This is a genomic window from Streptomyces sp. NPDC005262, assembly GCF_042872425.1.
Taxonomy (GTDB): domain Bacteria; phylum Actinomycetota; class Actinomycetes; order Streptomycetales; family Streptomycetaceae; genus Streptomyces.
The window spans coordinates 242174-264219 of record NZ_JBIAKK010000005.1 but is presented as its reverse complement, the minus strand read 5'-3'; the positions used below and the strand labels follow the sequence as shown (position 1 = coordinate 264219).

At 68.9% G+C, this 22046-nt stretch carries 17 protein-coding genes and 1 tRNA gene; 9 read left to right on the top strand and 9 right to left on the bottom strand.

The genetic code is table 11. The annotated features are described in order from the left end of the window. Window positions 1-23 precede the first annotated feature (23 nt). The 3 genes from pheA (at window position 24) to ACFYP5_RS16395 (ending at window position 3689) form a co-directional block, all read left to right on the top strand. On the top strand, window positions 24-959 hold the full coding sequence (gene pheA, locus ACFYP5_RS16405) for a prephenate dehydratase (protein ID WP_389035860.1): 936 nt from the start codon (window positions 24-26) through the stop codon (window positions 957-959). A 658-nt stretch (window positions 960-1617) separates the two neighbouring features. After that, entirely contained in the window at window positions 1618-2895 is a 1278-nt protein-coding gene (gene serS / locus ACFYP5_RS16400) for a serine--tRNA ligase (RefSeq protein WP_389035857.1), read from the top strand. Then, window positions 2892-3689: an HAD family hydrolase gene (locus tag ACFYP5_RS16395; RefSeq protein ID WP_389035854.1), complete on the top strand. Its 798-nt coding sequence runs from the start codon at window positions 2892-2894 to the stop codon at window positions 3687-3689. Before serS ends, ACFYP5_RS16395 begins: the two co-directional genes overlap by 4 nt. A 54-nt stretch (window positions 3690-3743) precedes the next feature. Here the strand turns inward: ACFYP5_RS16395 and ACFYP5_RS16390 are convergent. The 6 genes from ACFYP5_RS16390 to ACFYP5_RS16365 all read right to left on the bottom strand — a co-directional run bounded on the left by ACFYP5_RS16390 (window position 3744) and on the right by ACFYP5_RS16365 (window position 8673). Further along, window positions 3744-3831, bottom strand: a tRNA-Ser gene (locus ACFYP5_RS16390). Window positions 3832-4153: 322 nt separating this feature from the next. Continuing rightward, window positions 4154-4849 carry a hypothetical protein gene (locus ACFYP5_RS16385; RefSeq protein WP_389035851.1) on the bottom strand — a complete coding sequence of 232 codons (696 nt, stop codon included), beginning with the start codon at window positions 4847-4849 and terminating at the stop codon, window positions 4154-4156. Between the two features lie 293 nt (window positions 4850-5142). After that, entirely contained in the window at window positions 5143-5862 is a 720-nt protein-coding gene (locus ACFYP5_RS16380) for an ABC transporter permease (RefSeq protein WP_389035848.1), read from the bottom strand. Between the two features lie 30 nt (window positions 5863-5892). After that, entirely contained in the window at window positions 5893-6804 is a 912-nt protein-coding gene (locus ACFYP5_RS16375; RefSeq protein ID WP_389035845.1) for an ABC transporter ATP-binding protein, read from the bottom strand. Next, window positions 6801-7709 (bottom strand): ABC transporter permease, encoded by a 909-nt coding sequence (locus tag ACFYP5_RS16370; RefSeq protein ID WP_389035842.1) that lies wholly within the window; start codon window positions 7707-7709, stop codon window positions 6801-6803. Before ACFYP5_RS16370 ends, ACFYP5_RS16375 begins: the two co-directional genes overlap by 4 nt. Beyond that, window positions 7699-8673, bottom strand: a complete 975-nt coding sequence (locus ACFYP5_RS16365) for an ABC transporter ATP-binding protein (protein ID WP_389036185.1) — start codon at window positions 8671-8673, stop codon at window positions 7699-7701. The genes ACFYP5_RS16370 and ACFYP5_RS16365 overlap by 11 nt, the downstream gene beginning before the upstream one ends. A 341-nt stretch (window positions 8674-9014) precedes the next feature. On the opposite strand from ACFYP5_RS16365, the gene ACFYP5_RS16360 reads away from it, so the two are divergent. From ACFYP5_RS16360 to ACFYP5_RS16335, 6 genes are all read left to right on the top strand, one after another. Beyond that, the gene (locus tag ACFYP5_RS16360) at window positions 9015-9866 is read left to right on the top strand and encodes a M24 family metallopeptidase (protein ID WP_389035839.1); all 852 of its coding nucleotides are present in this window, start codon (window positions 9015-9017) and stop codon (window positions 9864-9866) included. Further along, window positions 9863-11644: an SDR family oxidoreductase gene (locus tag ACFYP5_RS16355; RefSeq protein ID WP_389035837.1), complete on the top strand. Its 1782-nt coding sequence runs from the start codon at window positions 9863-9865 to the stop codon at window positions 11642-11644. The genes ACFYP5_RS16360 and ACFYP5_RS16355 overlap by 4 nt, the downstream gene beginning before the upstream one ends. Beyond that, window positions 11641-12597 (top strand): MerR family transcriptional regulator, encoded by a 957-nt coding sequence (locus tag ACFYP5_RS16350; protein ID WP_389035834.1) that lies wholly within the window; start codon window positions 11641-11643, stop codon window positions 12595-12597. Before ACFYP5_RS16355 ends, ACFYP5_RS16350 begins: the two co-directional genes overlap by 4 nt. A 165-nt stretch (window positions 12598-12762) precedes the next feature. Next, on the top strand, window positions 12763-13305 hold the full coding sequence (locus tag ACFYP5_RS16345; protein ID WP_389035831.1) for an RNA 2'-phosphotransferase: 543 nt from the start codon (window positions 12763-12765) through the stop codon (window positions 13303-13305). A gap of 294 nt (window positions 13306-13599) precedes the next feature. Continuing rightward, window positions 13600-14508 (top strand): LLM class flavin-dependent oxidoreductase, encoded by a 909-nt coding sequence (locus ACFYP5_RS16340; protein ID WP_389035828.1) that lies wholly within the window; start codon window positions 13600-13602, stop codon window positions 14506-14508. A gap of 183 nt (window positions 14509-14691) precedes the next feature. Next, window positions 14692-15558: a Cof-type HAD-IIB family hydrolase gene (locus ACFYP5_RS16335; RefSeq protein ID WP_389035825.1), complete on the top strand. Its 867-nt coding sequence runs from the start codon at window positions 14692-14694 to the stop codon at window positions 15556-15558. Window positions 15559-15607: 49 nt separating this feature from the next. On the opposite strand, the gene ACFYP5_RS16330 is transcribed toward ACFYP5_RS16335, so the two are convergent. The 3 genes from ACFYP5_RS16330 to cydB all read right to left on the bottom strand — a co-directional run bounded on the left by ACFYP5_RS16330 (window position 15608) and on the right by cydB (window position 22038). Continuing rightward, on the bottom strand, window positions 15608-17314 hold the full coding sequence (locus ACFYP5_RS16330) for a GAF domain-containing sensor histidine kinase (RefSeq protein ID WP_389035823.1): 1707 nt from the start codon (window positions 17312-17314) through the stop codon (window positions 15608-15610). An 83-nt stretch (window positions 17315-17397) separates the two neighbouring features. Next, window positions 17398-20946: a thiol reductant ABC exporter subunit CydD gene (gene cydD, locus ACFYP5_RS16325; RefSeq protein WP_389035820.1), complete on the bottom strand. Its 3549-nt coding sequence runs from the start codon at window positions 20944-20946 to the stop codon at window positions 17398-17400. A gap of 90 nt (window positions 20947-21036) precedes the next feature. Continuing rightward, window positions 21037-22038: a cytochrome d ubiquinol oxidase subunit II gene (cydB, locus tag ACFYP5_RS16320; protein ID WP_389035817.1), complete on the bottom strand. Its 1002-nt coding sequence runs from the start codon at window positions 22036-22038 to the stop codon at window positions 21037-21039. Window positions 22039-22046 lie beyond the last annotated feature (8 nt).

Genomic DNA, 22046 nt, shown 5'->3' with positions numbered 1-22046 from the left:
CCGCGGCGCATTAGGGTGACGGTATGTCCGCCACGCGCTACGCCTATCTCGGTCCCGAAGGCACCTTCACCGAGGTCGCCCTCCGTACGCTCCCGGAAGCAGCCACTCGGGAACTTGTCCCGATGGTCTCCGTACCGGCGGCTCTGGACGCGGTACGGAGCGGTGCTGCCGCGGCAGCACTCGTACCGATCGAGAACTCCGTCGAGGGCGGCATCACGGCGACCCTCGACGAGCTGACGACCGGCGAACCGCTGATGATCTACCGCGAGGTGCTGCTCTCCATCACCTTTGCGCTGCTCGTGCGGCCCGGCACGAAGCTGTCCGACGTCAAGACGGTGACCGCGCACCCGGCCGCACAGCCGCAGGTACGCAACTGGATGGCGGCCCATCTGCCGGAGGCCCTGTGGGAGTCGGCCGCGTCCAACGCGGACGGTGCCCGGCTGGTGCAGGAGGGGCGGTACGACGCCGCCTTCGCCGGTGAGTTCGCGGCCGCCACATACGGTCTCGAACCGCTGGTGACGGAGATCCACGACGCGGAGAACGCGCAGACCCGCTTCGTCCTGGTGGGCCGCCCGGCCCGGCCGGCGGCGCCGACCGGTGCGGACAAGACATCGGTGGTCATCTGGCTGGGCGACGACCACCCCGGTGCGCTGCTCGAACTCCTGCAGGAGTTCACGGTGCGTGGGGTGAACCTGATGCTGATCCAGTCGCGGCCGACGGGTGCGGGCATCGGGAACTACTGCTTCGCAGTGGACGCCGAGGGGCACATCGCGGACCGCCGGGTCGGCGAGGCGTTGATGGGGCTGAAGCGGATCTGCCCGAAGGTGCGGTTCCTCGGTTCGTATCCACGGGCCGGAGTGACGCCGGAGGACGTACGGCCGCTGCGTGCGGGGACGTCGGACACGGACTTCACGGATGCCTCGGACTGGCTGGCCAGGAATCAGGACGGCCGGGCCTGACGGTCGGGGCCAGGGGTCGCGATCGACGGTCGGGACTGAGAGTCGGGATCGAAGGTCGGGATCGAGGGGCGTGGCTGGTCCTCGTGCCGCGGTGGTGTGCGCCCATCACCGGTGCTATCACCTGATTTTCACAACCTACAGAGTTATCCACAGGGTCGGTTCTCGACCTGGGGACAAGTCGACACCGCAATACGACATGGTCGACAAATCGCTCCAGTCATCCCACACCCCTCCACAGAGCCGCAGGTCGCCCCGTGTCAGCTCAATTCCATTGATCAACTCTTTAGGACGAGGAATTCCCACCCGAATGAGTGTGTGAAGCGAGTTTGAACAGGGAATCCATGAGCCTTCGTGCGGCTTTCGGAATGATCTCTTCCTGTGTCCACAGATCTTCTTCACAGCCTGTGGATAACTTCGGAGGGTCACCGCCCCCTGTGGACAAGTCGGCTCCAACTCCCGCCCCGCACAAGGTCGGTACGTCAAGAACGGAAGCCCCTTAATACCCCATTTAGGGGAATAGGAGCTCTCTATTTGACGACCAAGATCGACTGCAGCCATCGAGCGTCCCTAGCATTGCCAATTCCGGCAATTCGGGCAAAGTGACACGCTTGGCAATATCGGTTCGAGCTATGGAAGCGCACACCGGTAGCCTGGAGGCGTGATTGACCTTCGCCTGCTCCGTGAGGACCCCGACCGTGTTCGCGCCTCCCAGCGCGCCCGTGGAGAGGACGTCGCACTCGTCGACGCTCTTCTCTCCGCCGACGAGCGGCGCAGGTCGTCCGGTGTCCGCTTCGACGAACTGCGCTCCGAGCAGAAAGCGCTCGGCAAGCTCATCCCCAAGGCCTCGCCCGAGGAGCGCACCGAGCTGCTCAAGAAGGCCGAGCAGCTGAAGGCCGACGTCAAGGGCGCCGACGCGGAACAGGACGAGGCGGACGCGGAGGCCAAGAGCCTGCTGCTGCAGCTCGGCAACATCGTCCACGAGGACGTGCCGGTCGGCGGCGAGGAGGACTTCGTCGTTCTCGAGACGCACGGCACCATCCGCGACTTCGGAGCCGAGGGCTTCGAGCCCAAGGACCACCTGGAGCTCGGCGAGGCACTCGGCGCCATCGACGTGGAGCGCGGCGCCAAGGTCTCCGGCTCGCGCTTCTACTACCTGACAGGTGTCGGCGCGCTGCTCGAGCTCGCCCTCGTCAACGCTGCGATCGCGCAGGCCACCGAGGCCGGGTTCATCCCGATGCTGACGCCGGCGCTGGTTCGCCCGCGCGCCATGGAGGGCACCGGATTCCTCGGCCAGGCCGCGGAGAACGTGTACCACCTGGAGAAGGACGACTACTACCTGGTCGGCACCTCCGAGGTCCCGCTCGCCGCGTACCACATGGACGAAATCATCGACGCGGACAAGCTGCCGCTGCGGTACGCCGGCTTTTCGCCGTGCTTCCGCCGCGAGGCCGGTACGTACGGCAAGGACACCCGAGGCATCTTCCGGGTCCACCAGTTCGACAAGGTCGAGATGTTCTCGTACGTCGACCCGGCGGACGCCGAGGCCGAGCACCGGCGTCTCCTCGACTGGGAGAAGCAGTGGCTCACCGGGCTTGAGCTGCCGTTCCAGGTGATCGACGTGGCCACCGGCGACCTGGGGTCCTCGGCCTCCCGGAAGTTCGACTGCGAGGCGTGGATCCCGACGCAGGGCAAGTACCGCGAGCTGACCTCCGCGTCGAACTGCGACGGTTTCCAGGCGCGTCGCCTCTCCGTCCGGATGCGCGAGGGCAAGAAGGTTCAGCCGCTCGCCACCCTGAACGGCACGCTCTGCGCCGTACCGCGCACCATTGTGGCGATCCTGGAGAACCACCAGCTGGCCGACGGTTCGGTGCGCGTGCCCGAGGCGCTCCGTCCGTACCTGGGCGGGCGTGAGGTCCTGGAGCCGGTCGCCAAGTGACCTTCCCGTACAAGCTCGTCGCGACCGACCTCGACGGCACGCTGCTGCGTAACGACGACACGGTCTCCGAGCGCACCCGTGAGGCACTGGCCGCCGTGACGGCGGCCGGTGCCGCGCACATCATCGTCACCGGACGGGCCGTCCCGTGGACCCGTCACATCCTGGACGACCTGGGCTACAACGGCATCGCGGTCTGCGGTCAGGGCGCGCAGGTCTACCACGCGGGCGAGCACAAGCTGCTGACCTCGCTGACTCTGGACCGGCAGCTCGCCGGTCTCGCGCTGTCCAAGATCGAGGCGGAGGTCGGCCCGCTGGCGCTGGCGGCGAGCCGCGACGGACTCGACGGCGAGGTGCTGGTCGGCCCCGGCTACCGCGTACAGGAAGGGCCGCTTCCGGCCGTCTTCGTGGACGACGCGACCGAGATGTGGTCCGCGCCGCTGAACAAGGTCTACATCCAGCATCCGGCACTCGACGACGACGCACTGGCGAAGGCCGCGCGCGGAGCCGTCGGCAATCTGGTGGACGTGGTCATGGCGGGTCCCGGCGTGGTGGAGATCCTGCCGCTGGGGTTGAGCAAGGCGACCGGGCTCTCGCTGGCCGCACGCCGACTGGGCGTGAAGGCGGCGGACACGCTCGCGTTCGGTGACATGCCGAACGACATCCCGATGTTCGCCTGGGCGCAGCACGGTGTGGCGATGGCCAACGCGCACGACGACCTGAAGGCCGTGGCACACGAGATCACCGCGTCGAACGAGGACGATGGCATCGCAGTGGTGCTTGAGCAGCTGCTCTAGTCGGCTGCGCCGCCGGTCGCGCGGTTGCAGAGTGCGCCGATGTGCCGAACTGTGCGGAGGATGCGCGGATCGAACGCGCGCGGGGCTCAGGGCCCCGACGACGGCTTAGCAAGCCGCTGCCTTACCACTCGGCCAATCCTCCGGGAGGGCGGCCGCGCGCGATGCGCGCTGAGGGGCCGCCCCGGGCCTGCCCTTGAGCGGCTCGGCGGAGTGAGGTGATGGTTACTCCGGCGCCTGCTCCTGGCCGCCCCGCTGGGAACTCGACGGACTCGGACTCTCGGTCATCGTCGCGCTCCTCTCCCGGTCCTGTGGCGTGCACTTCCTCGACCACTGTGCCTGGGGCGTCTCTTGTCCGCCACTCATTATCCGGTCGGCGAGCACGGCCCCGGCCTACGACGTTGCTCGCGGCCCGCGACCGGCCGGTACGGACCTGGCCGGAGCGGACCGCGAGCGTCGGTCAGGGCTCAGCGGCGCTTACGACGGCGTCGCAGATCCTTGAGCTGAAGGACGAAGTCGTCCATCCGGGCATCCATACGGACGATGTCCTCGGAGATGTCTCCGAGTCGGACGCTCATGGCCCCGACCACCTGGTTGGTGGCCTCGAGCCTCCGGTCGAGACTGTCGAGCCGATGCGACATCCGGGTGAGCACCGGCCCGAGTTCCTGGAGCGCCACGCCTACTCCGGCCAGGCAGCTCTCGACCCGGGTGACTCGCCGATCGAGCGAGGCGTACCCCGCACGCAGATCCTCCTCGGCGTCGAGCAGATAGGTGCGGACGCATCGGGCGATGTCGCTGTCGCGAAGAAGCATCGCGACATTGAGTACGGTCCTGCGGGTGTAGAGGGTGAGTTGGGTGGCCGCCTGTGGATAACTTTCACTCTCCTCGCCGCCCCATAGGGACAACATGTCCCTATGGAAGCCCCGCAGCTCAGCGCCTCTCAGCAGCGTGAGGCCGTTCTCTTCCATCTCGCCTCGATGGCGCTGGATCACCTTCTTGATGACTTCTGTGGATACTTCGAAGTAGCGAGCCACGTCCTCTGTGCGGACGTGAATTCCGTCCGGGAGCATGACAAGGCTCTTCACCTTGTCGAGAACATCGACGCGCCCCATCTGCTCGACGCGCAGTGCGCGCGATTCGAGCAGGGCGACTTCCGTGGGCATGGGCATGCCTTCCGTTCGCGAAAACGACGATGGGCGGCCCTCTCCCCGGGCTCAGGGGCGGAGGTCGCTCACGGTTGCCACTCACCCGATGACCGACCCGGCCGGCGCTGCCTCGCCGGAGTCGGCACTCCCCAATTTCACGAACGCTACGACGCTACGGATCCCAGTTGCCTCCACGCACCCTGAACAACGAGCCGATAACCGTACAGTTACGCGTACGACTGTCCGTTCATGCGTCAACCCCCGCCCGAGGGGCAGGGGTTGACGGGGCCTGACGGCAGAGACCTTCCTGCTCACTCCTCGCCGGCGAGCTTCAGCGTGCGCAGCTTCTGGCCCGCGTACCAGGTGGCGAGCACCGTGACTGCCGCCAGCAGAACCGTCGCGAGCGGCAGTCCGACCTCGGAGGTGATCGTGCCTTCCCCGCCGACCTTCTGGGCAAGCGCGAGCGACCACTGCTGCACGCTGAGCGTGCGCGCCCCGGGCACGAAGCTGCCGAAAAGGGCCTCCCACACCAGCGCGTAGACCAGACCGAGGACCACTGCGTGCCTGCTGACCGTGCCGAGCAGCAGGAACAGCGCGCTGTACGCGATCGAGGCGACCAGCGCCGCGATCGTGTACGCCACCGCGATCTGCTGGCCGTTGCCGTTGAGGATCAGGCCCGCGACGAATGTCGGCAGAGCGGAGAAGACCATGGTCACGGCGATCGCCACGATCAGCTTGGTGAAGATGATCGTCGGCCGTTTCACCGGCTTGGCCAGCAGATAGACGATCGATCCGTCGTCGATCTCCGGACCGATGGCCCCCGTACCGGCGATCACACCGATCAGCGGCACCATCGTGGCGATGGCGAAACCGCCCAGCACATTGGCGGCGACCTGGTCATCGGCTCCGGCGAACATCCGTACCGCCACGGCGATGACGATCAGCAACGCGGGCAGGACGAAGAGGATCGCGGCCCGGCGTCGGCCGAGCAGGGCCCGGTAGGTGAGCCGGGCGACTGTGGGGTTGTACATGACGCTTCACAGCTCCTTTCAGGCCGCTACTCAGGCCGCTACGAGATAGGAAAAGACCGATTCGAGGGACTCGTCGGACGGTGAGACGGTCAGCAGACGGATGCCGTGTTCACGCGCGACCTTCGGGAGCAGCATGGTGAATCGTCCGAAGTCGACCGCCTGGATACGCAGGGCCTGTTCGCCCAGGTCGACTTCGATCCCGGCCGTCGACGGGTCGGCGATGAGGGCGGCGGCGAGTGCACGGTCGTCGCTGGACCGTACGAGGTAGCGGTGCGGGCGGTCCGTCATCAGCCGGCGGATCTTCCGGAAGTCACCGGACGCCGCATGCCGTCCGGCCACGATCACCTCGATGTGCGAGGCGAGTTGCTCGACCTCTTCGAGGATGTGGGAGGAGAACAGGACCGTACGGCCCTCGGAGCCCATCCGCCGCAGCAGCTCCATCAGCTGCATCCGCTGCCGCGGGTCCATCCCGTTGAACGGCTCGTCGAGGAGCAGCACCGACGGCTCGTGGACCAGCGCGGACGCCATCTTCACGCGCTGGCGCATGCCCTTGCTGTACGTGGAGATCTTGCGGTCCTGCGCGTACTCCATCTCGACCGTGGCCAGCGCCTTGCGCGCAGCCGCGTCACCGAGTCCGTGCAGTTCCGCGTTGGCGACGACGAATTCGCGGCCGGTGAGGAAGTCGTACATCCCCTCCCGCTCCGGCACGATGCCGATCTGCCGGTACACCGCCTCGTTGCGCCAGATCAGCGCGCCGTCGAGCGTGACCTTGCCCGTCGACGGAGCGAGGAACCCGGCCATCATGTTGATCAGCGTGGACTTGCCCGCGCCGTTGGGGCCGAGCAGCCCGGTCACACCGGGGCCCACGGTCATGCTGACGTCGTTGACGGCGACCACATTGCCGAACCAGCGCGAGGTGTGGTCGATCTCGATGGTGGTCACAGCCCGACCCTCCGGTAGCGGCGCATCAGTACGGCGTACGAGCCGGCGACGAGCGCGAGAACAACGATCAGATACACCACACCTGCCCCGGCGCCCGGTCCTTCCCCTCCGGGGAAGGCGGAGGTGGCACCGAGGAACGCGGTCTGGACACCGCCGATCAGCGTGATGGGCGAGAAGAGCCCCAGCCACTGCACCGCGCCCGCCGAGCCCGTCTCCCAAGCGATGGCCTGGACCGTGGAGACCGCTCCGTACGAGATGGTCAGCACAGCGATCACCGCCGCGACACCGAAGCCGCGGCGCGGTGTCAGTGCGGCGACGACCAGACCGAGCCCGGCGAAGAGCACGGAGAGCAGCGCCACCGACGCCACTCCCTGCCCGAACCACTTGGTCTGGTCGGCGAAGTCGAACTTCGCCAGCAGGGCGCCCACGTACATCACCAGCAGCGGCGACACAGTGAGGATGAACAGGGCGGATGCCATGGCGGCGTACTTGGCGACGACGTAGTCGGCCCGCTCGATGGGCCGCGAGAAGTAGAGGGGGACACTCTTGAAACGGAGATCCCGGGAGACGGACTGCGGTGCCTGCGACGCGATGAACAGGCCGATGACGGCCTGCAGATAGATCGCAAAGTCCGTGTACTTGAGCACGAGCTTCGTCGCGTCGGGGGCGGCCATCGCGACGGCGACGATGATCAGCGCGACCAGGCACATCACACCGAAGAGCAGCATCGGCAGCACCTTGGACTTGACCGAACGCCCCAGTCCGAAGGAGCCCCGCAGGGACTGCGAGTAGAGCGAGCGGCGGGCATAGCCGCGGCCCAGGCGCGGGCCGTCGTAGGAGCGGTACCCGATGTTGTGGATCCGGGTGGTCTCGCTCCCGGTCACGGCCCCGGTCTCAGTGCTCATCGTGACCGCTCCCCTTCTGCTGTGCGGCGCCGGCCAGGGCTGTCTCCGCTGCCTCTGTGGTGCCTTCGGTACGGAAGACCTCGGCGATGTGGTGGCGTCGCTGTTCCATCCGTACGAGTCCGAGCCCGAGCCCGGCGACGCTGTCGCGCACGACGTCGTACGTCTCCTCACCGGTGGCCTCGATCAGCAGGATGTGACCTGCACCCGGCAGGCCGTCCCCCTCGATTCCGTCGAGGCCCACGAGCTTCACGCCGGCTGCCGTCAGCGCCCGGCGCAGCGCGTCCGTGCCGTCCGGGTGGGTGTCGCTGTCGGTGACCTCGACCGCGAGGGTCGTGGTGGTCTGGGTGAAATCGCTGGTGGAGCTGGAGCGCAGCAGCGCGCCGCCGTCGATGACGACGACATGGTCGCAGGTGCGCTCCAGCTCACCCAGGAGGTGCGAGGTCACCAGGACCGAGATGCCGAAATCGGTGTGGATGCGGCGGATCAGGCCGAGCATCTCGTCCCGCCCGACCGGGTCCAGCCCGTTGGTCGGCTCGTCGAGGAGGACCAACTGCGGGTCGTGGACCAGCGCCTGGGCCAGCTTCACACGCTGCTTCATACCGGTCGAGTAGCCACCGATGGGACGGTAGCGCTCCTCGTACAGCCCCACATGGCGCAGGGTGTCGGCGGTGCGCTCGCGCGCCGCTGTCGGCGGAAGTCCGGACATCCGCGCCATGTGGACGACGAACTCGGTGGCCGAGACGTCCGGCGGCAGGCAATCGTGCTCGGGCATGTAGCCGACCCGTTCCCGGATGGCGGCGCCACTGGTGGCGACGTCCAGCCCGAGCACCGCGGCCCGGCCTTCGGTGGCGGGGGACAGACCCAGCAGGATCTTGATCAGTGTGGACTTGCCGGCTCCATTGGCACCCACCAGGCCGGTTACACCGGGCCCGATGTCCAGGGAGAGCCGGTCAAGAGCGGTCACCCGGGGGAACCGCTTGCTCAGGCTTTCGGTTGCGATCACAGTCACGTACTCGAAGGTAGTGGCGCGGGCCACACCGGTCGTCAGACCAGGCGGTTGGATCCGCATCAGACTCCAGTCGTACGGACCCGTAGGGGGACCCCACGAAGGAGGACGGCCGAGCGCGACGAGAACACCGGGACGAGGGAGGACAGCGGGACGAGAGCCAGGGGGGCCGACGCCAGGTGCTCGTGGAGTTGTCCACAGGTGTGCGCACGCCCCTTGACGTAGCCGCCAAGCATTGTCACATTCATCCATGTCACGTTACGAGCACGTACCGCACACGGCATGGGACGGACGGTGGCATGACCTCACCGGTGAAGGACGCAACGGCTCCGGAACTCCAGGGGTTCAGAGAGGTGCAGCGCCTCGCGTACGCATGCGCGGAGGCGGTCGCCGCCCGGCTCGAACCGGGTGTGACGGAGCGCGAGGCGGCCCGGATGCAGCGGGAGTGGCTGCGCGGGCGCGGGGTGCGGGACTGGTTCCATCTGCCGTTCGCCTGGTTCGGGGACCGTACGGCGTTCGCCGGTTTCAAGGTGCCGCTGCAGTTCTTCCCGACCAACCGGAGGCTGGAGCCGGGGATGCCGTTCATCCTCGACATGGCTCCGGTGTACAAGGGGTTCACGGCGGACATCGGATACTCCGGCTGCCTCGGACTCAACCCGCTGCACGACAAGCTCCTCGCCGATCTGGAGGCCCACCGCGCGCTGATTCTGGGCGAGGTGCGTGAGCGGCGTTCGCTGCGCGAGATCTATGAGGACGTCGAGCGCCTGATGATCAGGCAGGGCTATGCCAACAGGCATCGCGCGTACCCCTTCGGAGTCATCGCTCACAAGATCGACCGCGTCGCCGAACGCCGTTGGTCCCCGCGTGTCTTCGGGTTCGGCACGCAGTCGCTCAAGGGGCTGGTCAGCGATGCCCTGCACGGGCACCGGGACGGCTGGTCGCCGCTGTGGAGCCCGTACAGCTTCTCCGACCACCCGCCGCAGCCGGGGCTGTGGGCGGTCGAGCCCCATCTCGGATTCCGGGGCACAGGCGCCAAGTTCGAGGAGATCCTGGTCGTCACCGACTCCACGGACCCCGAGCAGAGCGCTTTCTGGCTGGACGACGATCTGCCGCATGTGCGGCGCTGGGCCGAGGAGAGGGTGGCGGCGTGAGTCTTCAGGATGTGCCGGGGATCCGCGAACGCCGGGTAAGTACCGGCGGGATCGAGTTGTGCGTTGCCGAGCTCGGCGACGAGACGCGTCCCACAGTCGTGCTCGTGCACGGCTACCCGGACAGCAAGGAAGTCTGGACGGAGGTCGCGGAGCAGCTGGCCGAGCAGTGGCATGTCGTCCTGTACGACGTGCGCGGACACGGCCGGTCGACGGCTCCGGCGCCGCTGCGCGGCGGGTTCACGCTGGAGAAACTGACCGACGACTTCCTGGCCGTGGCCGACGCGGTGAGCCCGGACCGAGCAGTGCATCTGGTCGGGCACGACTGGGGTTCGGTGCAGTCGTGGGAGTTCGCGACGGTCAAGCGCACCGAGGGCCGGATCGCTTCCTTCACTTCGATGTCGGGCCCCTCCCTGGACCACTTCGGGCACTGGATCAAGCAGCGGATGTCCCGGCCCACCCCGCGCCGGATCGGCCAGCTTCTCGGCCAGGGCGCCAAGTCCTGGTATGTGTACATGCTGCACACTCCGGTGCTGCCGGAGCTTGCCTGGCGCGGTCCTCTCGGCAAGCGCTGGCCCCGGATACTGCAGCGGCTCGAGAGTGTCCCCACGGGGGACTACCCGACGCCGTCCCTGCCGAACGACGCGGCGAACGGCGCCTGGCTCTACCGCGACAACGTCCGCGCCAGGCTGCGCAGGCCGCGTGAAGACGCCTTCGCACATGTGCCGGTCCAGCTGATCACACCGACCGGTGACATCTTCCTTTCGGAGCGCCTCTACGACCAACTGGAGCTGTGGGCACCGCAATTGGTGCGGCGCACCTTGCCGGCCAAGCACTGGGTGCCACGCACCCGGCCGGACCAGCTGGCTTCCTGGATCAGCGAGTTCGTCGCCGGCAACGAGTCGGCCCAGGACGACGGGCGGCCGCTCCAGGACCCCGCACCGACCGGGGCGCACGCGGACCGGTTCGGCGGGCAGCTGGTGCTGGTGACGGGCGCGGCCGGCGGTATCGGACGTGCCACCGCGTTCGCCTTCGCCGAGGCCGGTGCCCGGGTGGTGGCCGTGGACCGGGACGCGGAAGGGGCGGCCAGAACGGCCGAGATGGCCCGTCTGATCGGGTCCCCCGCGGCCTGGGGCGAGGTGGTCGACGTCAGTGACGAGCAGGCGATGGAGAAGCTCGCCGAGAAGGTCGCCGCCGAGTACGGCATCGTCGACGTCCTGGTCAACAACGCCGGGATCGGGCTGTCGGGCTCCTTCCTGGAGACCACGAGCGAGGACTGGAAGAACGTCCTCGACGTCAATCTGTGGGGAGTCATCCACGGCTGCCGGATCTTCGGCAAGCAGATGGCCGAGCGTGGCCAGGGCGGCCATATCGTCAACACCGCGTCCGCCGCCGCGTATCAGCCGTCCCGGGCGCTGCCCGCATACAGCACCTCCAAGGCCGCCGTGCTGATGCTCAGCGAGTGTCTGCGGGCCGAGCTGGCCGAGCGCTCGATCGGGGTCAGCGCGATCTGCCCCGGTGTCGTGAACACCAACATCACTGCGACGGCGCGCTTCGCCGGGGCCGACGCCGCCGAGGAGAAACGGCTGCAGAAACGGACCAGTCGGCTTTACGGGCTGCGCAACTACCCTCCGGAGAAGGTCGCCGACGCGATCATCGAGGCCGTGGTGCACAACCGGGCCGTGGTGCCGGTGACACCGGAGGCCCGCGCCGCCCGGCTCCTGTCCAGGTTCAGCCCCGGGGCGCTGCGCGGGATCGCCCGGCTGAAGCCGCCGCTGTGAGCGGGCAGGAAACGTCGGCGGTGACGGGCGGGTCGGCCGCCGAGTACCGGATCGAGGACCTGGCGCATGCGAGCGGCGCCACGGTCCGCACGATCCGGGCCTACCAGGACCGGGGGCTGCTGCCGACGCCGGAGCGGCGCGGCCGGGCCAATGTGTACGGGGACACGCATCTTGCCCGGCTCCGGCAGATCGCCGACCTACTGGACCGCGGCTACACGCTCGCCAGCATCAAGGAACTGCTGGAGGCGTGGGACGCGGGCCGCGGTCTCGGCGGGGTGCTCGGGCTCGTCGCCGAGGTGCATGGGCCCTGGACGGACGAACAGGCCGACCGGATCACCCGGGACGAGCTGCACAGGAGGTTCGGCGGTGCGCAGGACGACCAGGCGGTCGCCGAGGCGGTCGAGCTCGGTGTGCTCGAGCCGATTCCGGGCCGGCCCGACGAATTCCTGGTGCCGAGTCCTCAAGAGCTGTCGGTGGCAGTCGAGTTGCACGCGGCCGGTGTACCGCTGACGGCAATCTCCGGCCATCTGAGGGAGCTTCGCGTTCAGGTCGAACACATCGCCTCCCGTTTTCTGGAGTTCACCACGGAGCACGTGTTCGCGCGTTACCTCGGTCATCGTCCGCCGACGGACGCGGATGCGGCCGAAGCCGCAGAGCTCGTGCGGCGACTTCGCCCGCTCGCCCAGCAGACAGTCGATGCGGAACTGGCGCGCGCCATGCGGACGTTCGCCACCCGTCATCTGCAGCATCACCTCGGGTCGGACGCACCGGTCGGCAGGTCTCCCTCTGCGGGTGAGCCCCGTCCCGTACTGCTGCCGCCTGACACGATAGGAGCTGTTCAAAAGCTCGTTGGGCCACGGAACGTCTCGGCCTTCGTCGCGGCTGCCACCGAACGAGAGGTACAGACAAGGACATTGGACGTACTTGCTTCATCTCACGCTGAATCCAGATAAGTTGACCAAATAGGTTGATTACGACGTCACTTGTCCACAGAATCGCCAAATCGCCTGTGGATAACTCAAGTTGACTGTGGATCAAACCTATAGGCGAAAATCGACGGCGTGAATCCTGAGCAAATCCGGATGCGCCGACGAGATCGGCATGGGCACTCTTGCGGAATGGATGAAAGACGCGCCGTCAAGGTGTCCAAATACCTTTCGAAACACCTGCGGCATCAACCGGAGCGGATCGGCATCACTCTCGATGCGAACGGCTGGGTGTCGATCGACGAGCTGCTGCGCGCCACGGCCCGGCACAACTTCCCCATCACCCGGGCCGAGCTCGACCATGTCGTCGCGGTCAACGACAAACAGCGTTACGCGATCGAAGGCGACCGCATCCGAGCAAGCCAGGGCCATACCGTCCCGGTGGACCTCGATCTGCCGCCGGTCGAGCCGCCCGCGTACCTCTACCACGGCACGGTGGGCCGCGCCCTGGGCGCGATCCGTACCGAGGGACTCCGCCCCATGAACCGGCGTCACGTCCACCTGTCGTCCGACCGCGAGACGGCGACCCGTGTCGGCGCCCGGCGCGGCCGGCCCGTCGTCCTCTCCGTTGACGCGGCCGCGATGCACCGAGCGGGTCACGTCTTCTACGTCAGCGCGAACGGGGTCTGGCTCACGGAAGCGGTACCGCCCGAGTTCCTGCGCTTCCCCGGCTGAACCCGGACGGGCCCGACCGGAACCGCTCGCCCCCGCCGCCCACCACACCGGCCCCCCGCGCACCGACCGCCAGCACCGAGCCGACGGCACCGGCGTGATCGTGAGCATGGGCCGTCCCACTTCGCCCGCACCGAAGCCGCGGTCTTAGCGATCCGCGAGGTCGCCCGCGAATTCGACCTTGAGGTGCGGACCGCCAAGGAGCTCGTGCCGCGCGGAACTCTGTCGCCCTGGCTCAGCCGCAGCGTCCGTCGTCAGGGGCTGTCATGTGTTTTCTGTCCGCGGCACGGCCACCGTATGGTCGTAGGTATGCGCCTGAGCACTGTAATTCTGCCGATCCACCGCTGGAACGACGGCCGGAAGATCTGGCAGCGCGCGGAGGAGCTGGGGTTCCACGCCGCGTACACGTATGACCATCTGGCCTGGCGGACCTTCCGCGACGGACCGTGGTTCGGTGCGATTCCGACCCTGACCGCCGCGGCCGCCGTCACCGAGCGGCTGCGTCTGGGCACCCTGGTGACGTCCCCCAACTTCCGGCACCCGGTGACCTTGGCCAAGGACCTCATCACGCTGGACGACGTCTCCGACGGACGCATCACGCTCGGTATCGGCGCAGGCGGCAACGGTTTCGACGCCACGACGCTGCGCAGGAGCGACGAAGAGCCGTGGACCCCGCGCGAACGGGCCGACCACTTCGCCGAGTTCGTGCCGCTGCTCGACCGGCTGCTGCGGGAGCCGTCGGTCACGCACGAGGGCGAGCTCTACGTGGCGAACGAGGCGCGGAACATCCCCGGTTGTGTCCAGCGGCCGCGGCTGCCCTTCGCGGTGGCCGCCACCGGGCCGCGCGGGCTGAGGCTCGCCGCACAGTACGGCGAGGCATGGGTCACCACCGGAGATCCCAAGCTGTTCGAGACGGGCACCCCGGAGCAGTCCGTGGAGGCCATCCGCGGGCAGATCACCAAGCTCGGCACGGCCTGCGAGGCCGTCGGCCGGGATGTGGCCGAGCTGGACAAGATCCTGCTCACCGGCTTCACCCCGGACCGCCCGCTGGACTCCTTCGACGCGTTCGTGGACTTCGCGGGCACCCACTTCGAGCTGGGCTTCACGGAGATCGTCATCCACACACCGATCGCGGACTCCGACTTCGCGGCGGACGAGAAGGTCTTCGAGCGGATCGCCACGGAGGGCCTGTCCCAGCTCGGCTGACCCACACCTGCCGCCTGCCGACCGCGATACCCGCTGACCGGCACACCCGCCACCGACAGTGCGGCAGCGGTCCGTCAGATCCTCTGGCATATGCCTCAGGCATGTTCCCCAGCTCAGGGGCGCGCATCCTCAAATGCGCGCCCCTCCGCACACCCGTGCGCTCCCGTACGCGAGAATGGCTGGGTGACCTCAGCTATGGATTCGTCTCTGCCTGCCGCTCCCCGGCTGATTGCAACCGATCTGGACGGCACTCTGCTGCGCGACGACAAAACTGTCTCGGACCGCACAATTGCGGCACTCGCCGCGGCCGAGGAGGCCGGGATCGAGGTCTTCTTCGTCACCGGCCGACCGGCCCGCTGGATGGATGTCGTCAGCGCCCACGTCCACGGCCACGGTCTGGCGATCTGCGCGAACGGCGCCGCGGTCGCCGATCTGCACGCGGGCGGCAAGCTGGTCGAGGTCCGGCCGCTGGAACGCGATATCGCCCTCGATGTCGTCCACACCCTGCGTGTGGCCGCTCCCGGCACCTCGTTCGCCGTCGAGCTGACCACCGGCATCCACTACGAACCGTCCTACCCGCCGTTCCACTTCGACCCGGGCGCCACCGTCGCCATCGCCGAGAAGCTGCTCCATGAAGAAGTGCGCGGCACGGGCGCCCCCGTACTGAAGCTCCTCGCGCACCACGCGGAACTGGCACCGGACGAGTTCCTCGAAGTGGCTCGCACCGCAGCCGGGGACCGGGCTTCCTTCACCCGGTCCAGCCCCACGGCCCTGCTGGAAGTCAGCGGTCCCGGCGTCTCCAAGGCAAGCACGCTGGCACTCTGCTGCGCGGAGCGCGGCATCTCACCCGCCGAGGTCGTCGCCTTCGGGGACATGCCGAACGATGTGGAGATGCTGAGCTGGGCGGGCATCTCGTACGCGATGGGCAACGCCCACCCAGCAGCGCTGGCCGCCGCCTCCGGCCGGACCGTCACCAACAACGAGGACGGTGTCGCGGTCGTCATCGAGCGCCTCGTCGCCGAGCGCCGGAAGCACCGTAGCGAAGGCTGAAACGCCCGCCGATCACTCTGAGGTCCGCCCGTACGCCGAAAGTCGGTCGTCACAGCGGTGCCTCCCACACCACCGTCGTGCCGCCCGCGTCGTCAGCGATTCCCGGCCCGAACCAGCTCGCCCCACCCAGCGATTCCGCCCGGCGCGCCAGGTTCCGCAGCCCGCTGCGCCGGCCGCCGTCCGGGATGCCCACCCCGTCGTCGGCGACCGACAGACGTACCGCGTCGCGCCCGTCAGGCAGCGTGGCGGTCGCATCGACGACCACGTCGATGCGGGACGCCCCGGCATGCCGGAAGGCGTTCGACAGCGCCTCCCGCAAGGCCGCGATCAGGTTCTTGCCGGTCCGCTCGCCGACCAGTGAGTCGACCGCGCCGAGGAAGCGGTGCGACGGCTTGAAGCCGAGGGGGACGGCCGCCATGTTGATCTCGCGCAGGACCCGGGTGCGCAGCCCGGACGGTGCCTCGGCCGGTTCCTGCTGCAGCGCGAAGATCGCGGTACGGATCTCCTGAATGGTCACGTCCAGTTCGTCGACCGCCCGGCCGACACCGGTCTGCACCTCGGGCACCATCGACCGGCGCTGGGCACTCTCCAGCAACATCCCGGTGGCGAACAGCCGCTGGATGACGAGATCGTGCAGGTCACGGGCGATTCGATCACGGTCTTCATACACGGCGAGCCGCTCCCGGTCCCGCTGCGCCTCAGCCATCATCAGCGCGAGTGCGGCCTGCGAGGCGAACTGTGTGGCCAGGGTCCGTTCGGTCTCGGTGAACGGCCGCTCGCCCCGGGCTCGCGGGGTGGCGAGTGCGCCCAGCACCCGTCCGCCGCTGTGCAACGGCAGCAGCATGCTCGGGCCGAACCGGTGGGCAAGACGGGTGACCATACGGAAGTCGGTGGCCGAGTCGTCCGTGAAGACCGCCTCGCCGGCCAGCAGCTTCGCCACCACCGGGCTTTCCGGGCCGATGATCACCCCGAGCGGGGCGGACGGCTCGTCGGCTGAGACGGCGACGACCTCCAGCCCGCCCCCCTCCGCCGGAAGGAGCACGATCCCCGCAGCGGATGCAGCGAGGTGGCGGGCCTGTTCGGCGACGACGGCAAGGGCGTCGTCGGCGTCCCCGCCGGAGAGCAGCGCTGTGGTCACGGCCACCGATCCGTCGATCCACCGCTCGCGCTGGCGTGCCGCCTCGTACAGCCGGGCGTTGCCGATGGCGATGCCGGCCTCCGTGGCGAGCACCCGAACCATGTGCAGGTCGTAGTCGGTGAACTCGCCCCCGCCCTCCTTCTCGGCCAGATAGAGATTGCCGAAGATCTCGCCCTGCACCCGGATCGGGACGCCGAGGAAGGTCCGCATCGGGGGATGACCTGGCGGAAAGCCGGCGAACCTCGGATCGGACGTCAGATCTTCGAGCTTCACGGGGGCCGGGTCGTGGAGCAGTGCACCGAGGAGCCCCCGGTGTCCATCGGGCCGGTGCCCGATGTCGGCTTCCACCTCTGCCGATACCCCGTGTGTGAGGAAGTCGGAGAGCCCCTTGCCCTGCTCGTCCGCGACGCCGATGGCGGCGTAGGCGGCGTGGGCGAGCTCGGCGGCGGTCTCGCAGATCCGTTCGAGGGTGGAGTGCAGGTCGAGCCCGGTACCGACGGAGCGCATCGCTTCCAGCAGTTGCGGGACGCGGGCGGTGAGCTCGGTGGACAGGCCTTGCAGACCGCGGGTCGCCTGCGTTGCGGCTTCGAGTGAGTCCTTCGGGTCCTGCTCTGCCATACCCAGAGCCTAGTTAGTCCTATTTGGGGAGGAAAGTGGACTGATGGGTCCTGCGGATCGATCCGGCGGCCGCCGCCCTCCGTCTACGCCCGCGCGGCGCCGTCCGGCACTCGGTCCGCCTCTCGCACGGTCTCCCGTTCGCGTTCCAGCATCCGGCGCAGCGGGCCGTCCGCCGCCACGAGAGCGGCATACGGACCACGCTGCACGATCCTGCCTGCGTCCATCACCACCACCTCGTCGACCGCTTCGAGCCCCGCCAGGCGATGGGTGATCAGGACTGTCGTACGGCCCCGGGTCGCGACCAGCAGATCCGCGGTCAGGGCGTCCGCCGTCGCCAGGTCGAGATGCTCGGCGGGCTCGTCCAGAACGAGCACGGGGAAGCCGGCGAGGAGCGCCCGGGCCAGCGCGAGCCGCTGGCGCTGGCCGCCGGAGAGGCGCGCGCCGTGCTCGCCGACGAGGGTGTCGAGCCCGTCGGGCAGCGCTTCTGCCCAGTCGAGCAGCCGCGCCCGGGCGAGGGCGGTCCGCAGCTCGTCGTCCGTTGCGTCGGTGCGGGCCAGCCGCAGGTTCTCCCGGATGGAGCTGTCGAAGACATGCGAGTCCTGGGCGCAGAGCCCGACGAACCGCCGGACGGTGTCCCCGTCCAGCTCCGAGGCGTCCACACCACCGATCCGGTACGTCCCCGCCCGCGCGTCCAGGAAGCGGAGCAGGACCTGCGCGAGGGTGGTCTTCCCTGAGCCCGAAGGGCCGACGACTGCGATGCGCCGGCCTGCGGTCAGCGTCAGGTCGACGGAGTCCAGGGCGTCTCGCGACGCGCCCGCATAGCGGGCCGCCACCCCTCGTACCTCCAGCGGGAAAGGTGTCGCGGGGGCCTCGGCCGGGGTCGCGGGCTCGTGCACCGGTACCGGTGCGTCCAGCACCTCGTACACCCGCTCCGCGCTCCGCTTGACCCGCTGCCGGTACTGCACGGCGAGTGGCAGACCGGTGACGGCCTCGAAGGCGGCAAGCGGGGTGAGCACCACCACCGCGAGCTCCACGCCCTCCAGCCGTCCGTCGTGAACCGCCGGGACGGCGACGAGTGCGGCGGCGACGACGGTGAGGCCGCAGATCAGGGCGGAGAGGCCACCGCCGAGTGCCGCGGCCGTCGCCGCGCGTGATGCGAGACGGGTCAGGACGCTGTCGGCTTCCCGCGTCCTCTCCTTGCGTGCGGGCAGGGCGCCCGCGACGGTCAGTTCGGCGGTTCCGCCGAGCAGATCGGTGATCCGGGTGGCCAGATCGGCCCGCGCGGGCGCCAGTCGGCGTTCCGCGCGACGGGCGCAGGCGCCACTCACGAGCGGCACCCCGACCCCGGCCAGCAGCAGTCCGAAGGCGAGCACGACACCCGCCTGGGGCAGCAGCCAGCCGGTGAACCCGGCTGCCGCCGCTCCCACCACGACCGCGGTCCAGGCCGGCAGCAGCCACCGCAGCCAGTAGTCCTGCAGCGCGTCCACGTCGGCGACGAGCCGGGACAGCAGATCTCCGCGCCGCGTCCGGCCCAGTCCGGCCGGCGTGATGCGCTCCAGTCCGCGGTACACGGCGACGCGCAGTTCGGCGAGCATCTTCAGCACGGCGTCGTGCGAGACGAGACGCTCGGCATAGCGGAAGACGGCGCGCCCGAGCCCGAACGCGCGGGTCGCCGTCACGGCGACCATCAGATAGAGCACCGGGGGCTGTTCGGAGGCACGGGAGATCAGCCAGCCGGAGACGGCCATGAGTCCGACGGCCGACCCAAGGGCGAGGCTGCTCAGCAGCAGTGCGAGCGCCAGCTGTCCGCGCTGGGCCCCTGCGGCCTTCCGGACCCGGGCGAGCACCTGCCCGGACCGGGCTGCTGTCTGCCGCAGCACTTCGGGCTCCTGCCCGGATTCGTATGTGTCCCGGTTCCCGGAGCCGTCCGCGCGCGCCGGCCGGGGCACCATGGCCGCCCCCTCGCCCGGCACCGTTGCCCGCTGCCGTTCCGGTGCCGCACCGGGTTCCAGCACCACCACCCGGTCGGCGACCGAGAGCAGCGCCGGACGGTGCACGACCAGCAGCACGGTCCGCCCCGCCGCCAGCCTCCGTACCGCCTCGACGATCCCCGCCTCCGTCTCGCCGTCCAGGCTCGCGGTCGGCTCGTCGAGCAGGAGGAGCGGCCGGTCGGCGAGGAACGCCCGCGCGAGGGCGAGCCGCTGCTGCTGACCGGCGGAGAGTCCCGCACCGTCCTCGCCGAGGAGCGTCTGCGCGCCGTCGGGCAGTTCCGCCACGAAGTCGTACGCCCCCGCGTCGCGCAGCGCGGCCGTCACCGCACTGTCGTCCGCGTCCGGCCGGGCCAGCCGTACGTTCTCCGCGATCGTGCCCGCGAAGAGCTGTGGGCGCTGCGGCACCCAGGCGATCCGTTCCCGCCAGCGCTCGGGCGCGAGCGTCGCCAGATCGACGCCGCCGATCCGTATCCGCCCCTCGTCGGGCGCCGCGAACCCCAGCACCACATTGAGCAGCGTCGACTTCCCGACACCGCTCGGGCCGACCAGGGCGACGGTCTCGCCCTCGTCCACCACCAGGGATGCCCCGTCGAGCGAAGGTTCGGCACGGCCCTCGTGCCGTACGGTCACCCCCTCCAGCTCCAGCCGCAGCGACGGCGGGACGTCGGCCGTACCGCCCGCACGCGGCTCGGTCTCCAGAATCGCGAAGATCTCCTCCGCGGCGGAGAGCCCCTCGGCTGCCGCGTGGTACTGCGCGCCGACCTGCCGGATCGGCAGATAGGCCTCGGGCGCGAGGATCAGCACCACCAGGCCGGTGTACAGGTCGAGTTCACCGTGCACGAGCCGCATGCCGATGGTGACGGCGACCAGTGCCACCGACAGGGTGGCGAGGAGCTCCAGGGCGAAGGACGACAGAAAGGCGATCCGGAGGGTCCGCAGGGTGGCTCTGCGGTACTGCGAGGTGATGGTGCGGATGGACTCGGCCTGGGCCTTGGCGCGGCCGAAGACCTTCAGCGTCGGCAGGCCGGCGACCACGTCGAGGAAGTGTCCGGAGAGCCGTGAGAGCAGCTGCCACTGACGGTCCATCCGGGACTGGGTGGCCCAGCCGATCAGGATCATGAAGAGCGGGATGAGCGGCAGCGTGACCACGATGATGGCTGCTGAGACCCAGTCCTCGGTCACGATCCTGGCGAGGACTGCCACCGGAACGACCACCGCGAGTCCGAGCTGTGGCAGATACCGCGCGAAGTAGTCGTCGAGCGCGTCGACACCGCGGGTGGCGAGCGCCACCAGCGAGCCGGTGCGCTGGCCGCTCAGCCAGTCCGGTCCGAGCGCCGCCGCCCGGTCGAGCAGCCGGCCGCGGAGCTCGGACTTGACCGCCGCACTGGCCCGGTACGCGGCCAGCTCGGTCAGCCAGGAGACCAGCCCACGGCCGAGCGCGACCGCCACAAGCAGGATCAGCGGGGTGCGCAGCCCGGGAACGGTGAGCCCGCCCTCGAACCCGCCCACCACCACCTCGGCGATGAGCATGGCCTGGATGATGACCAGCACAGCCCCGACCACTCCGAGCGCCACCACGGCCGCCAGGAAGAACCGGGTGGCGCGGGCGTAACGGAGCAGACGCGAGTCGATCGGTTTCACGTGAAACAGCCCCCAGAGAGCTCGTTCGGTGGACCGGGGCGAGAGAAGGGCCGAGATCCTTCTCTCGCCCGACAGAGAGGCCCGGACGCGTCAGTGCGCCTCGGCAATGTGCTGCGTGCCGATCCGCTTGCGGAACACCCAGTACGTCCATCCCTGGTACAGCAGCACCACGGGGGTGGCGATCCCTGCGCACCAGGTCATGATCTTCAGCGTGTACGGACTGGACGAGGCGTTGGTGACCGTGAGGCTCCAGGCGTCGTTCAGCGAGGACGGCATGACGTCGGGGAAGAGCGTCAGGAAGAGCATCGCGACCGCGGCCGTGATGGTCACTCCGGAGAGTGCGAACGACCAGCCCTCACGTCCGGCCGCTATGGCACCGATCGCTCCGACCAGCGCCAGCACAGCGATGATCATCGCGACAAGGCTCTTGGCGTCGCCGTTGTCGATCTGGGTCCAGCTCAGGAAACCGAGCGCGAGCACCGCGGTGATCAGACCCAGCTTGAGCGCCATGCCACGCGCCCGCTGCCGGATGTCCCCGACCGTCTTGAGCGCGGCGAACACCGCGCCGTGGAAGGTGAAGAGGAAGAGTGTGACCAGACCACCGAGGATCGCGTACGGGTTGAGCAGGTCCCCGAAGTTGCCCACGTACTCCATGTCGGCATCGATCTTCACGCCGCGCACGATGTTCCCGAAGGCCAGACCCCAGAGCAGGGCCGGGATCAGCGAAGTCCAGAAGATCGCGTGTTCCCAGTTGGTCTGCCACCTCTCCTCAGGCCGCTTCGCCCGGTATTCGAAGGCGACACCCCGCACGATCAGGCAGAGCAGGATGATCAGCAACGGCAGGTAGAAGCCGGAGAACAGCGTGGCGTACCACTCGGGGAAGGCGGCGAAGGTAGCGCCGCCCGCGGTGAGCAGCCATACCTCGTTGCCGTCCCAGACGGGCCCGATCGTATTGATCAGGACCCGCCGTTCCCGGCGGTCCCGGGCCAGCAGCTTGGTGAGGACACCGATGCCGAAGTCGAATCCCTCCAGGAAGAAGTAGCCGATCCAGAGGACGGCGATGAGGACGAACCAGACGTCGTGGAGTTCCATCTCTCCGC

Excerpts from the sequence above, each read along its gene's own strand:
- pheA (WP_389035860.1), top strand. The coding sequence starts at position 24 with ATGTCCGCCACGCGCTACGCCTATCTCGGTCCCGAAGGCACCTTCACC.
- ACFYP5_RS16385 (WP_389035851.1), bottom strand. The coding sequence starts at position 4,849 with ATGCCCACGGAAGTCGCCCTGCTCGAATCGCGCGCACTGCGCGTCGAG.
- ACFYP5_RS16380 (WP_389035848.1), bottom strand. The coding sequence starts at position 5,862 with ATGTACAACCCCACAGTCGCCCGGCTCACCTACCGGGCCCTGCTCGGC.
- ACFYP5_RS16370 (WP_389035842.1), bottom strand. The coding sequence starts at position 7,709 with ATGAGCACTGAGACCGGGGCCGTGACCGGGAGCGAGACCACCCGGATC.
- ACFYP5_RS16360 (WP_389035839.1), top strand. The coding sequence starts at position 9,015 with ATGACCTCACCGGTGAAGGACGCAACGGCTCCGGAACTCCAGGGGTTC.
- ACFYP5_RS16345 (WP_389035831.1), top strand. The coding sequence starts at position 12,763 with ATGGATGAAAGACGCGCCGTCAAGGTGTCCAAATACCTTTCGAAACAC.
- ACFYP5_RS16340 (WP_389035828.1), top strand. The coding sequence starts at position 13,600 with ATGGTCGTAGGTATGCGCCTGAGCACTGTAATTCTGCCGATCCACCGC.
- ACFYP5_RS16330 (WP_389035823.1), bottom strand. The coding sequence starts at position 17,314 with ATGGCAGAGCAGGACCCGAAGGACTCACTCGAAGCCGCAACGCAGGCG.
- cydB (WP_389035817.1), bottom strand. The coding sequence starts at position 22,038 with ATGGAACTCCACGACGTCTGGTTCGTCCTCATCGCCGTCCTCTGGATC.